The sequence below is a fragment of the Mycobacterium sp. 852002-50816_SCH5313054-b genome (assembly GCF_001667185.1).
Lineage (GTDB): Bacteria > Actinomycetota > Actinomycetes > Mycobacteriales > Mycobacteriaceae > Mycobacterium.
Genome location: NZ_LZIC01000059.1, coordinates 26,178 through 38,392, shown reverse-complemented (window position 1 = coordinate 38,392; position 12,215 = coordinate 26,178). Strand labels below are relative to the sequence as shown.

The window sequence follows — 12,215 nt, the reverse complement described above, 5'->3', positions numbered from 1 at the left end:
TTGTCGGCGGCCATATCCGACGTCCACCACCCGATGGCCGAGTCGGGAGAGGTCGGCGGCAAGGTCGTTGTTGTCATGGAACAGCTTTCGCTAACGAGGGGACACCGCAGTGGGTTTGGCATGGCAACAAGGACCCCTGGCATCCGGATCGGTGGGCCACTTTCTCACCGGGCAGCCCATGCCGCCGCGGCTGCTGTTCGCCGAGCCATTGCGTCGCCACATGCGGGTGCGCTTCGCGGACCGGTGGATCGCCGACAGCGAGGACGTCATCCTGTTACACGAGCCGGGACGCTACCCGGTTGCCTACTTCCCCGTCGGCGACATCGAAGCGGGAATCTTGACGGCCGAGGACCGGGTCACCCAGCACCAGGATCTCGGCGAAACTCAGTGGTTCACCGCCAAAGTTGCCGAACGCGAGACCAATCACAGCGCGTGGCAACACACGGCGCTGCCGCAGCATGCGGCGGTTCTGGACGGTCGGCTGGCATTCGCATGGCGCGCGATGGACGCATTCTACGAAGAAAACGAACGCATCGTCGGACATGCCGCCGACGCCTACCACCGCATCGACATCCGGTCCACCTCAAGGCACCTGGTTGTCCGGGACGGCGAGCAGGTGATCGCCGACACGAAGCATCCACTGGCGCTATACGAATCCGGCTTTGCACCCCGCTGGTACGCCGCGCGCGAGGACATCGACGAATCCGCGCTCAAACTCGTTGATCTCCAAACCTTTTGCCCATACAAGGGGATATGTTCCTATTACGACATCGGTGGCCACCAGCGCGCCGCGTGGTCCTACGTCAACGCGTGGCCGGAAGTAGGCCGGGTGACGAATCTGGTGTCCTTCGAGCCCGACAAGATCGACGTATACCTCGACGGCAAACAGCTACAACTCGAGCCCGGCCAAACCGTCCTTCCCCACGGTGTCGACCGGCGACTCGACACCGATGAGGTACTCCGCAAGACGCCGGCATGAAGGGGCAGGGCGTGGCTGCGCGAAAGACCGGTCCGGACCGGGTGGGGGCATTTTCCGACGGTGTGTTCGCGGTGATCATCACGATCCTGGTGTTGGAGCTCAAACCGCCGACGGCGCCCACCTTCAACGCCCTACTCCCGTTGTGGCCCACGGGTCTGAGCTATGTGGTCAGCTATCTGTTCATCGCGATCGTGTGGGTCAACCACCATCATCTATTCAGCTACGCGCGGGAGGCGACGCCGCGGCTGGTGTGGTCCAATTTTGCGCACCTCTTTTCGGTGTCGCTGATCCCGATCACCACCGAGTGGATCGCCGACAGCCGGCTTTCCGCCGCGCCCGTGACCCTGTACGCGTCCGTGTTCGTCCTCGTCAACGTCACCTACGTCGCGCTCTGTTTCGAAGTGGTCGACCGGCCCTCGCACGACGACGTCACGCAGCGCATGCGTAGGCTGCTGCGGATGCGATCGTTCGTCACGATCGGCGTCTTCGCGACGGCGGCCGTCGTCGCGCTCTGGTGGCCAGTCGTCGGGATGGCGTTGATCTGTTTGTGTCTGGTCGGGTACTTGCGGCCGGATGTTCACCCGCCGAAGAATGCCGAGGCCTAGCTATGCCGACACCGTCCGTGCTTGTCTTCGATGTCAACGAGACGCTCCTCGATATCGGCTCCCTGGCACCGCTTTTCAGAGAGCGGTTCGGCGACGAACGGGTGCTCCGCGAATGGTTCGCCCAGCTCGTCATGTACTCGATGACGGCGACCCTGGCGGAGAGCTACGTGGACTTCTCGACGCTCGCCCGGGGCGTGCTGCGCATGCTCGGCGACGTCCACCGCGTCGACGTCACTGACGACGACCTGCGTCGCCTGAAGACCGGCCTGCTCACCATGCCGGCACATCCGGATGCGGCGGAGGGGCTTGCCGCTCTGCGCGACAACGGATTTCGCCTTGTCACCCTGACCAATTCTCCACCAAACCCGAACGGGCCGACGGCGCTGCAGAATTCGGGGTTGGGCGGCTTCTTCGAACGTCAGTTGAGCGTCGACGCCTGCCGCGCCTTCAAGCCGGCCCCGGCGGTGTACCGCTACGTATGCGAAACGCTGGGCGCCGCTCCCGCCGCTTGCATGATGGTCGCCGCCCACGTGTGGGACACCCTCGGCGCGCACAATGTCGGCTACAGCTCGGCCCTCATCACCCGGCCGGGCAATCCACCGCTGCCCGTCGACGGGCTGCCCCAGCCGACGCTCGTGGTGAGCGACCTGCGCGAGCTGGCCGAGCGACTCATCGAAGGGCGGCGCTGACTATGGCAGCGGATTTCGAACGCGACTACGACGTCATCGTGCTCGGCGCCGGGCCGATCGGGCAGAACGTCGCCGAGCGCGCCCGCGCCACCGGCCTCAGCGTTGCGATGGTGGAGCGCGAACTCGTCGGGGGCGAATGTTCGTATTGGGCGTGCGTACCCAGTAAGGCGTTGCTGCGGCCGGTCATCGCCGTCTCCGACGCCCGCCGCGTCGACGGCGCACGGGAGGCGGTCACGGGTGTCATCAGCAGCGCGGGTGTGTTCGGCCGCCGCGACCGCTACGTCAGCGACTGGGACGACAGCGGCCAGGCCGACTGGGTGAGTGGCATCGGCGCCACCCTGATACGCGGGCACGGCCGGCTGGCCGGGCCCCGACGAGTCGCCGTCAGCACGCCCGGGGGCGAGCAGCCGGTACTGACCGCGCGGCACGCGGTCGTGGTCTGCACCGGCAGCCGGCCCGCGCTCCCCGACCTGCCCGGCATCACCGAGGCCAAACCGTGGACCAACCGCGAGGCCACCGACAGCAGCTATGTCCCGGAACGGCTCGCCGTCGTCGGCGCCGGCGGCGTGGGCGTCGAAATGGCCACCGCCTGGCAAGGATTGGGCTCCCAGGTAACCCTGCTCGCTCGCGGTTCCGGACTGCTGCCCCGGATGGAGCCCTTCGTGGGCGAACTGATCGCCCGCGGACTCACCGAGGCCGGAGTGGACGTGCGCCTGGGGGCATCGGTGCGCGCCCTGCGCCGCCCCGACGGCGGACAGGTAGCCCTCGAATTGGACGACGGATCCGAATTGCGCGTCAGCGAAGTGCTTTTCGCCACGGGCCGGGCGCCGCTCACCGACGACATCGGCCTGGAGACGGTCGGGCTGACGCCGGGCAGTTGGCTCGACGTCGACGACACCTGCCGGGTGGGGGCCATCGAGGACGGTTGGCTCTATGCGGCGGGTGACGTCAATCACCGGGCCCTGCTGACCCACCAGGGCAAGTACCAAGGCCGCATCGCCGGGGCGGCGATCGGGGCCCGCGCCGCGGGACAGCCATTGGACACCTCGCCGTGGGGCGCGCACGCGACCACCGCCGACCACTGCGCCGTGCCGCAGGCCTTCTTCACCGACCCGGAAGCCGCCGCCGTCGGGCTGACGGCCCGGCAGGCCGAGGACGCCGGCCACCGGATCCGCACGGTCGACGTGCAGATCGGAGACGTCGTCATGGGAGCCAAGCTCTACGCGGACGGATACACCGGTCGGGCGCGGATGGTGGTCGATGTGGATCGCAGCCACCTGCTCGGCGTGACACTGGTCGGTCCCGGGGTCACCGAGATGCTGCACTCGGCCACCATCGCCGTGGCCGCCCAGGTGCCCGTCGACCGGTTGTGGCACGCCGTCCCCTGCTTCCCGACGGTCAGCGAACTGTGGCTGAGACTGCTCGAGGCCGATCGGGACGCGGCGGACAATAATTGACGCATGGCGACTTCAGATGGGTTCCATCCGGACTTCGGCGACGCGGCAGCGGAGGTCACCCGCAACCGGGTGCACCACGTCAAGGCGTCGGAGATCAGCTCCGACACCGCGCAATCGGAGGGCCTGCGCCGCTTCGCCGCGCTGTCCGGCAAGTCGGTCGGCGCCGAGAAGCTGTGGATGGGCGAGACACACGCGTCACCGGCGACCGTTTCGTCAAACCACCATCACGGCGACTCGGAGACTGCGGTCTACGTGCGAAGCGGCCACCCGGAGTTCGTCTTTCACGACGGCGTTCAAGAGGTTCGCATCTCCACCGCGCCCGGCGATTACGTCTTCATCCCGCCGTATCTCCCGCACCGGGAAGAGAATCCCGACCCGGACTCCCCCGCGGAAGTCGTCATAGCGCGCAGCACCCAGGAGGCCGTCGTGATCAATCTTCCCGAGCTGTATCCGCTGGAAAGCACTCAGTAGACGGCGATTTCGACGAGGTTCCCGTCGACGTCACGGCAGTAGTGCGAGGTCATCGGCCCCAGCGCACCCGTTTTGGTTACGGGCCCCGATACGATGTCGACGCCGCACCCGGCGAGATGGGCGCGGACCTCGTCCGGCGTTGCCCGCGTGATGAAGCACAGGTCTGCGGAGCCGGCGGCTTCGACGGATCCGGTGACCCAGTCGGGATCGTCGGCCAGCGCCCCCACCGGTCGCAGGTTGATCTTCTGGTTTCCGAAGCCGACGGCCGTCCTCCCAGCCGGCCCGAAGGTCTCCCGACGCATGCCCAGGACGCGCTCGTACCACGACGCGGTGGCCTCGACGTCCTTGCAGTTCAGCACGATATGGTCGATCCGTTCCACCGCGAATCCCACGTTCGGCCCTCCCGATCGGTGTGGCGTTGTCGGTCCCGTCGCCCCACCTTCGAGCGTGGCGCGCGGCGTTGACAACATGCCACAACACGTCTGACTACGTCTCATGAGCACGGGCGCGCGATCTCGATGCGGCCGATCTGGCGGGGTGCGGCGCGGCAGCGCGATCGGGCGTGACTTGTCGGCCATCAGCGCTGTCCTCGCTAGCCCATGGTCAAGATCGCCATTGCGGCCAGCGCGATGATGGTCCCAAGGGCCACCAATATCACCGTGATTGCCGCGCGCACGATTTCGTCTTCGCTGGGTCGCCAGCGCGGCATGACGGTCTCGGCTGGCCAGGTTGTCGCTTGGTTTCTTACGGCCAAGGCAGTCCCGGGGCTTACCTCCGATTCACCATCCGGCAAGCCGAACGCGTGCGTAGGCGTCGCCGTGGTCATGCCGGGCGGCCTTCGGCATGCCGACCCCCGGATCGATAGTTTGCAGTCAAAGACGACACCCCCTTTTTCTTCTGCAACCAACGGTAGAAAAGTGAAGTCACTATTGGGACTAAGGCGACTAACGGTACGGGCACGCAGCCGTCGGTTCGCTCAGCCAATTCTCAACAATTTCTTCGGTCCCGACTGGCTCGGCTCCTAGGATCCGCAAAGCCGCCGGCCTCACCATCTAACTCATGACGAGTGAGCCGCTCTGCGCAGACCTGGTCGAACGCTACCTGCGCACGCGCGGCAGCCGGTATTTCCGGGGCCATCACGACGGCGAGTTTTTCTACGTCGCCAATACCCATCCGCGGAAGCTGCACGTCCACCTCGAGGTCTGCCCGACACACGGCGACGTGTTGATGATCCGGGTGACCCCCGCATGTTTTTTTCCCGCCTCCGACCGTCCCTGGCTGACACACTTCGCCGACACGTGGAATGCGCAGGACCGCGGGGTGATCGCGATCGTGCACGGGTCATCCGACCCGCAGCGCATCGGCGTGGTGGCGCGCAGGTCGCAATGGATCCGAAAAGGCGTCGCGTTCGGGGATTTCGCGTCCTTCGTCGATGGCGCGATCGCGGACGCGATCGACCTGTTCGGCCAGTTGGGTCCCGCCGTCGAATTGCCGTCGGCGGGGCATCCGTTGTTGTGTGACGCCGGCTGAGGGGTCTGGCGCCAGACATCGCCGAGGCGCGGCCGCCCGCCGTTCCGTCGCTTCAGCAAACGGATACGACATTCTCTAAAACGGAGAGTAGGCTATGTCACAGCCAGCGGAGGTTTGGGACCGGCGCCTCACCGGCAATCAATAGCGAATGGCAGGAACACGGCAGCGGGGGGCCATGAACGGCACCGGCGCGGAGGCCCCCACTCAGGAAACCACCAAGTGGGATCCGGCCTTCACCGAACAGGTTGCCAAAGCCGTCGGCCCCGTCATCAAGCGGTGGTACCGCGCCGAGGTACGCAACATCGAGAAAGTCCCCGCGACCGGTGGGGCGCTCGTGGTGTCCAACCACTCGGGCGGCATGCTGACACCCGACGTGTTGATCTTCGCGCCGGCCTTCTACGACAGGTTCGGCTACGACCGCCCCGTCTACACGCTGGCCCACTACGGCCTGTTCATCGGCCCACTGGACGGCTGGCTGCGCCGCCTCGGGGTCATCGAGGCGAGCAGGCAAAACGCCGCCGCTGCCCTGCATTCGGGCGCTGTCGTGTTGGTCTTCCCGGGCGGCGATTATGACGCCTACCGGTCCACCTTCAGCGCGAACACCATCGACTTCGACGGCCGCACCGGTTACGTCAGGACCGCCATCGAGGCGGGGGTACCGATCGTGCCCACCGTCTCCATCGGCGCCCAGGAGACCCAGCTGTTCCTGACTCGCGGCAACTGGCTGGCGCGCACGTTGCGACTCACGAAGGCCCGGATCAACATTCTGCCGGTCAGCTTCGGCTTTCCGTTCGGTCCGAGCGTGGTCTTTCCGCCCAACCTGCCGCTGCCGGCAAAGATCGTCACCGAGGTGCTCGAGCCCATCGACGTCACCGCCCGCTTCGGCAAAGACCCCGATGTCGACGAGGTCGACGCGCACGTGCGCGCCGTGATGGAGGCCGCGCTCAAACGGCTGGCCGGCCAGCGCCGCTTCCCGATTCTGGGCTGAACGCCACGGCGAGGTGGCGTGTGAAGAGGCTCAATGGCATGGACGCCATGCTGCTGTACAGCGAGACCCCGAACCTGCACACCCACACGTTGAAGGTTGCGATCCTCGACCCCACCGAGTCCGCGGCTGATTTCGGTTTCGAGGCGTTTCGTCACCACGTGCGCCGCCGCCTGCATCTGCTGGAACCGTTGCGCTACAAGCTCGTCGACATTCCCTGGCACCTGCATCACCCGATGTGGCAGGAGGGCTGCGAAGTCGACCTGGACTACCACCTGCGGCGGGTGCGCGTGCCCGCACCGGGCGGACGGCGGGAACTCGACGATCTCATCGGCGAAATCGCCTCCACGCCGCTGGATCGCGGCCGTCCGCTGTGGGAGTTTCACTTCGCCGAGGGACTGGCCGGGGGCCGGTTCGCTTTGATCGGCAAGATTCACCACGCGCTGGCGGACGGCGTTGCCTCGGTGAACCTGCTGGCGCGCGCGATGGACCTCAAGGACGGGCCGACGGACGAGCGGGACAACGACGACGCCGGCGCCACACCGTCGACGGCGGAGCTGCTGCGCGCCGCGGCGCGCGACCACGGCCGCCAGGTCGCCGCACTGCCGGGCCTGATCAGGGACGCGGCCGTGGGGTTGACGCGGGTGCGGCGCCGGTCCCGCGCGCGCGGAGAGCAGCCCGACCTGGCCGATGCGTTCGACGCGCCGGCCACCTTCCTCAACCACGTCGTGTCGCCGCGGCGACGATTCGCCAGCGCGGCGCTGCCGCTGTCCGGCGTCAAGGCGACGGCCAAGGCGCTGGGCATCACGATGAACGACGTGGTGTTGGCGACGGCGGCCGGCGGGCTGCGAAAGCTGCTGTTGGCCTACGACGGAGCGGCCGACCGGCCGATCATCGCGTCGGTGCCGACCGCGACCGACAAGTCGGACCGGGTCACCGGCAACGAGATCAGCGGCCTGTCCATCTCGCTGCCCGTGCACATCGCCGACCCCACGCAACGGGCTCGGCTGGTGTCGCTGGCGACCCAAATCGCCAAGGAAGACCACGAAATCATGGGCCCGCGGCTGTACGGGCGAATGATGGCCTATCTGCCGACCGCACTCGCCCCCACCGCGTTCCGGTGGCTGGGCCGGCGGGACGCACCCAACAAAATGATGAACGTGGCGGTGTCCAGCGTGGTGGGCCCGCGGGAGCGTGGCCACTTCGGGGGGGCAACGGTCAGCGAAATCTACTCGACCGGCGTGCTGTCGCCCGGTGCGCCGGTCAACATCACCGTGTGGAGCTACGTCGACCAGCTCGGCATCGCGGTGCTCACCGACGACCAGACATTCGACGACCCGCACGAAGCGACCGACGCGCTCGTCGGCGCATTCGACGAATTACGCAGTGCGGCAGAAGTTTCCGCTCAGGCGGCCAGCACGGAGTCCAGCGCCGAATAGAACAGGCCCAGGCCGTCGTCGGAGGGGCCCGTCAGCGCCTCGATGGCGTGCTCGGGGTGCGGCATCAGCCCGACGACGCGACCGTTGGCGGAGCTGATGCCGGCGATGTCATGCAGCGAGCCGTTGGGGTTGTCGTGGTAGCGAAACACCACCCGGCCCTCGCCCTCCAGCTCATGGACCACGTTCTCCGGCGCCACGTAGCGGCCCTCACCGGACTTCAGCGGCACCAGCAGGTCCGCATCGGACTCGAAGCGCGACGTCCAGGCCGACGAGGTCGACGCGACGCGCAGCCACACATCGCGGCAGACGAAGTGCAAACCCGCGTTGCGGGTCAGGGCCCCCGGCAACAAGCCGGCCTCGCAGAGCACCTGAAAACCATTGCAAATACCCAGGACCGGCATGCCGCGGCGCGCGGCGTCGACGACTTCGGCCATCACCGGTGCGAACCGGGCGATCGCGCCGGCGCGCAGGTAGTCGCCGTAGGAAAACCCGCCGGGCACCACCACCGCGTCGACCCCCTTGAGGTCGGCGTCGGCGTGCCACAGAGCGACCGCCTCGGCCCCGACGCGTCGCGCCGCGCGGGCGGCGTCCACGTCGTCGAGCGTCCCCGGGAAGGTGATGATGCCGATCCGTGCTGTCACTGCGGCTCCCGGCTGATCGTCCAGTCCTCGATCACCGTGTTCGCCAACAGCGATTCGGCGATCTCGGCGAGCTCGGCGTCACCGATCGTGTCATCCACCTCGAGCTCAAACCGCTTGCCCTGCCTGACTTCTGAGATACCGGGGTGACCGAGCCGTCCCAGCGCACCGACAATCGCCTGACCCTGCGGGTCCAGAATCTCCGCTTTGGGCATCACATGAACGACCACACGGCTCACCGGGCGCTCCTCCTCAGGATTGATCTCGGCGCCAACTCTACCGGCAGGGTCACGGACACGAGGCGATGTAGGCGTCGCACAGCGGCGCGGTCAGAGCGTTCAGCACGGGATCGTCACCCATCGCCGGCCAGGACACCTGCGGCGGCCCCGACGACCACAGCGTGAGCTCGGTGACGGTGCTGCTCGCCGCGTGGGCGACCAGGTAGGTGTGCATGACGACCGGACCGCCGATGACCGCCGCCATCCGGTTCGGTTCGTCACTTGTGATCGACGGCGACTCCGCGGGTGCGCGCTGCTGGCACGCGCGCAGCGCGCCGACGGCAGTGCTGAACACCGAAGCCGCCAGCTGGCCGCCGCGGGCCGTGTCACCACGCCAGTGCAGGATTTCCGCCTGCAGCTGCCACTGGCCCTCCGGGTGAGCCACCGTCACGCGCGCCGCGACCGCGTAGTCCCGGGGGTCCTGCGGCAGCGCCGGTGAGTCACACAGCTCCTCGAACCGAAACCTCGCCGTCCCCGTCCCGGTCAGGGGGATCTCCGCACCGGCCAGCGCGGGCCAGTTGTAGACGGCGTCCAGCGGCACCGCGCGCTGCTGTATCCACGCGCTGTTCGGGATCTGGTCGCAGGTGGTCGGGCAAGTCTCCGGGTCTGCGTGCGCGGGTGCCACGGCAGCCAGGGCGAGCAGCATCGAGGCCAGGATCACCCGCATCGGCATCACCCCTCCGTCGGGGCACAATCGTAGTCATGCAACTGACGCATTTCGGCCACTCATGCCTACTTGCCGAGTTCGACAACACGCGTGTGCTTTTTGATCCGGGTACCTTCGCGCACGGTTTCGAGGGAATCACCGGCCTGACCGCCATCCTGATCACCCACCAGCACCCCGACCACGTCGACGTCGGGCGGCTCCCGTCGCTGCTCGAGGGCAACCCGGACGCCGCGCTCTACGCCGATCCGCAAACCACCGCGCAGCTGGGCGCGCCGTGCCGGGCGGTGCACGTCGGCGACGAGCTGCAAATCGGGCAGCTGACCGTGCGGGCCGTGGGCGGCCGGCACGCCGTGATCCACCCGGAAATCCCAGTGATCGAAAACATTTCGTTTCTGATCGGTGATTCAGACCATCCGGCGCGGCTGATGCATCCCGGCGACGCGCTCTTCGTCCCCGACGAGCCGGTGGATGTCCTGGCCGCCCCCGCTGCGGCCCCGTGGATGAAGATCGCCGAGGCCGTCGACTACCTGCGCGCGGTGGCGCCGGCCCGCGCGGTGCCCATCCACCAGGGCATTATCGCCCCGGATGCCAGGGGCATCTACTACGGCCGTCTCACCGAGATGACCAGCACCGACTTCCAGGTGCTGCCCGAAGAAAGCGCGGTCACCTTCTAAGCGCGAGCAGACGCAGAATCGCACTCTCGCAGCCCGAATCGTGCGATTCTGCGTCTGCTCGGCCAGGGCTAGACCCGGCGCACACCGCGGGCGGAGCTAGGTGATGTCGTCGGCGGCGCCGCGGCCCGCCGCGCGGCCGGAGAAGATGCAGCCGCCCAGGAAAGTGCCCTCCAGCGCCCGGTAGCCGTGCACGCCGCCGCCGCCGAATCCGGCGACCTCGCCGGCCGCGTACAGCCCGGTGAGCGGGGTGCCGTCGCCCTTGAGCACCCGACCGGCCAAGTCGGTCTCGATGCCGCCCAACGTCTTTCGGGTCAGGATGTGCAGCTTGACCGCGATCATCGGGCCCGCCTTCGGATCGGTCAACCGGTGCGGGGCGACCACCCGGCCCACCCGGTCCCCGATATAGCCGCGGGCGGCCCGGATCGCGGTGATCTGGCCGTCCTTGCTGTACCTGTTGGCCACCTCGCGGTCGCGGGCGGTGACCTCGGCCTCGACGGTGGCGTAGTCGAGCGGCTCCACATCGGGCAGCTTGTTCATCGCGGTCACCAACTCGCGCAAGGAATCCGCGCTGACGAAATCCACACCGCGGTCGACGAAGGCCTGCACCGGCCCGGGCGCCCCGGAGCTGGCCCGGTTACGCAGCAGCTCGCGCACGCTCTGGCCGGTCAGATCGGGATTCTGCTCCTGGCCGGAAAGCGCGAACTCCTTCTCGACGATCTTGGCGTTCAACACAAACCAGGTGTAGTCCTGGCCGGACCGGGTGATGTACTCCAGTGTGCCCAGAGTGTCGAAGCCCGGATACAGCGGGACCGGCAACCGCTTGCCGGATGCGTCCAGCCACAGCGAGGACGGCCCCGGAATGATCCGGATGCCGTGCAACGGCCAGATCGGGTCGTAGTTGGTGATGCCCTCGGTGTAATGCCACATCCGGTCGGGGTTGATCACCCGCGCGCCGGCCCGCTGGGAAATGGCGATCATCCTGCCGTCGACATGCGCGGGCACCCCGGCGAGCAATTGCTCGGGAACCCGGCCCATCCGCTTGGGCCAATTCTTTCGCACCAGCTCGTGGTTGCCGCCGATGCCCCCGCTGGTCACGAGCACCGCGGAGGCGCGAAACTCGAATTGTCCCACCACTTTCCGTGACGAGGCCACACCGCGCGCGGCGGTTGACGGCTCCAGCACGGTGCCGCGGACGCCGGTCACCGCGTCGCCTTCGACGATCAACTCGTCGACCCGGTGGCGATGCGCGAAGCGCACCGTCGAGCGGTCACGCAACTGGCGCGCGAAGATTTCCACCAGCGCCGGGCCGGTACCCCATGTGATGTGGAAACGCGGCACCGAATTGCCGTGCCCTTGAGCACCGTAACCGCCGCGCTCCGCCCAACCCACCAGCGGAAAAATCTTGTGCCCGCGGGCACGCAGCCAGCTGCGTTTCTCCCCGGCCGCGAAATCGACGTAGGCGTGCGCCCATTGGCGCGGCCAGTAGTCCTCCGGCCGGTCGAACGCCGCGGTGCCGAGCCAATCCTGCAGGGCAAGTTCGTGACTGTCTCGGATACCCAGGCGGCGCTGCTCCGGGCTGTCGACAAAGAACAAGCCGCCGAACGACCAGAATGCCTGCCCGCCCAGATTGGCGCTGTTCTCCTGGTCGACGATCAGCACTCGCAGCCCGCGCTCCACCAATTCGCACGCGGCCACCAGGCCCGACAACCCGGCACCGACGATGATCGCGTCGGCGGCGAAGCGCGCGGCCCAAGAATCGCTCATGTGGCAACAGGGTAATGCCCCCGGGCGGGGGCGGATCAG

General features: G+C 67.7%; 14 protein-coding genes and 1 pseudogene. 10 read left to right on the top strand and 5 right to left on the bottom strand.

The features are described from left to right. Positions 1 to 109: 109 nt before the first annotated feature. Genes A5787_RS12495 through A5787_RS12475 form a run of 5 tightly spaced genes read left to right on the top strand, consistent with a single transcriptional unit; the run spans position 110 to position 4,201 of the window. Positions 110 to 979, top strand: coding sequence for a DUF427 domain-containing protein (locus A5787_RS12495; protein ID WP_066966794.1), 870 nt, complete (start codon positions 110 to 112; stop codon positions 977 to 979). 11 nt (positions 980 to 990) lie between these two features. Further along, positions 991 to 1,584, top strand: a complete 594-nt coding sequence (locus tag A5787_RS12490; protein WP_231993948.1) for a TMEM175 family protein — start codon at positions 991 to 993, stop codon at positions 1,582 to 1,584. 2 nt (positions 1,585 to 1,586) lie between these two features. Beyond that, positions 1,587 to 2,273 carry a haloacid dehalogenase type II gene (locus tag A5787_RS12485; RefSeq protein WP_066966791.1) on the top strand — a complete coding sequence of 229 codons (687 nt, stop codon included), beginning with the start codon at positions 1,587 to 1,589 and terminating at the stop codon, positions 2,271 to 2,273. Positions 2,274 to 2,275: 2 nt separating this feature from the next. After that, entirely contained in the window at positions 2,276 to 3,730 is a 1,455-nt protein-coding gene (locus A5787_RS12480; RefSeq protein ID WP_066966788.1) for an NAD(P)/FAD-dependent oxidoreductase, read from the top strand. A gap of 3 nt (positions 3,731 to 3,733) precedes the next feature. Then, complete coding sequence (locus A5787_RS12475; protein WP_066966785.1) at positions 3,734 to 4,201, top strand: cupin domain-containing protein; 468 nt, start codon at positions 3,734 to 3,736, stop codon at positions 4,199 to 4,201. On the opposite strand, the gene A5787_RS12470 is transcribed toward A5787_RS12475, so the two are convergent. Beyond that, the gene (locus tag A5787_RS12470) at positions 4,195 to 4,593 is read right to left on the bottom strand and encodes a VOC family protein (RefSeq protein WP_066966782.1); all 399 of its coding nucleotides are present in this window, start codon (positions 4,591 to 4,593) and stop codon (positions 4,195 to 4,197) included. The two genes, A5787_RS12475 and A5787_RS12470, sit on opposite strands and share 7 nt — an antisense overlap. Positions 4,594 to 4,800: 207 nt before the next feature. On the opposite strand from A5787_RS12470, the gene A5787_RS27330 reads away from it, so the two are divergent. The 4 genes from A5787_RS27330 (at position 4,801) to A5787_RS12450 (ending at position 8,155) form a co-directional block, all read left to right on the top strand. Beyond that, the gene (locus A5787_RS27330; RefSeq protein ID WP_156763910.1) at positions 4,801 to 5,226 is read left to right on the top strand and encodes a hypothetical protein; all 426 of its coding nucleotides are present in this window, start codon (positions 4,801 to 4,803) and stop codon (positions 5,224 to 5,226) included. Positions 5,227 to 5,260: 34 nt separating this feature from the next. After that, positions 5,261 to 5,731, top strand: a complete 471-nt coding sequence (locus A5787_RS12460; protein WP_066966775.1) for a hypothetical protein — start codon at positions 5,261 to 5,263, stop codon at positions 5,729 to 5,731. Positions 5,732 to 5,906: 175 nt separating this feature from the next. Next, positions 5,907 to 6,719 carry a lysophospholipid acyltransferase family protein gene (locus A5787_RS12455; RefSeq protein WP_066966772.1) on the top strand — a complete coding sequence of 271 codons (813 nt, stop codon included), beginning with the start codon at positions 5,907 to 5,909 and terminating at the stop codon, positions 6,717 to 6,719. A gap of 20 nt (positions 6,720 to 6,739) precedes the next feature. Next, entirely contained in the window at positions 6,740 to 8,155 is a 1,416-nt protein-coding gene (locus A5787_RS12450; protein ID WP_197507091.1) for a wax ester/triacylglycerol synthase family O-acyltransferase, read from the top strand. Here the strand turns inward: A5787_RS12450 and purQ are convergent. The 3 genes and pseudogenes from purQ to A5787_RS12435 form a co-directional block, all read right to left on the bottom strand. Continuing rightward, positions 8,122 to 8,796: a phosphoribosylformylglycinamidine synthase subunit PurQ gene (purQ, locus tag A5787_RS12445; protein ID WP_066966766.1), complete on the bottom strand. Its 675-nt coding sequence runs from the start codon at positions 8,794 to 8,796 to the stop codon at positions 8,122 to 8,124. The genes A5787_RS12450 and purQ overlap by 34 nt on opposite strands. Beyond that, complete coding sequence (purS, locus tag A5787_RS12440) at positions 8,793 to 9,032, bottom strand: phosphoribosylformylglycinamidine synthase subunit PurS (RefSeq protein WP_066966763.1); 240 nt, start codon at positions 9,030 to 9,032, stop codon at positions 8,793 to 8,795. Before purS ends, purQ begins: the two co-directional genes overlap by 4 nt. 49 nt (positions 9,033 to 9,081) lie before the next feature. Then, positions 9,082 to 9,797 (bottom strand): annotated as a pseudogene (locus A5787_RS12435) (ATPase). On the opposite strand from A5787_RS12435, the gene A5787_RS12430 reads away from it, so the two are divergent. After that, on the top strand, positions 9,774 to 10,412 hold the full coding sequence (locus A5787_RS12430) for an MBL fold metallo-hydrolase (protein WP_066966757.1): 639 nt from the start codon (positions 9,774 to 9,776) through the stop codon (positions 10,410 to 10,412). The pseudogene A5787_RS12435 and the gene A5787_RS12430 sit on opposite strands and share 24 nt — an antisense overlap. Before the next feature lie 96 nt (positions 10,413 to 10,508). On the opposite strand, the gene A5787_RS12425 is transcribed toward A5787_RS12430, so the two are convergent. Further along, a complete protein-coding gene (locus A5787_RS12425) occupies positions 10,509 to 12,176 on the bottom strand; it encodes an FAD-binding dehydrogenase (RefSeq protein WP_066966754.1) in 1,668 nt (555 codons plus the stop codon). Between the last annotated feature and the right edge of the window lie 39 nt (positions 12,177 to 12,215).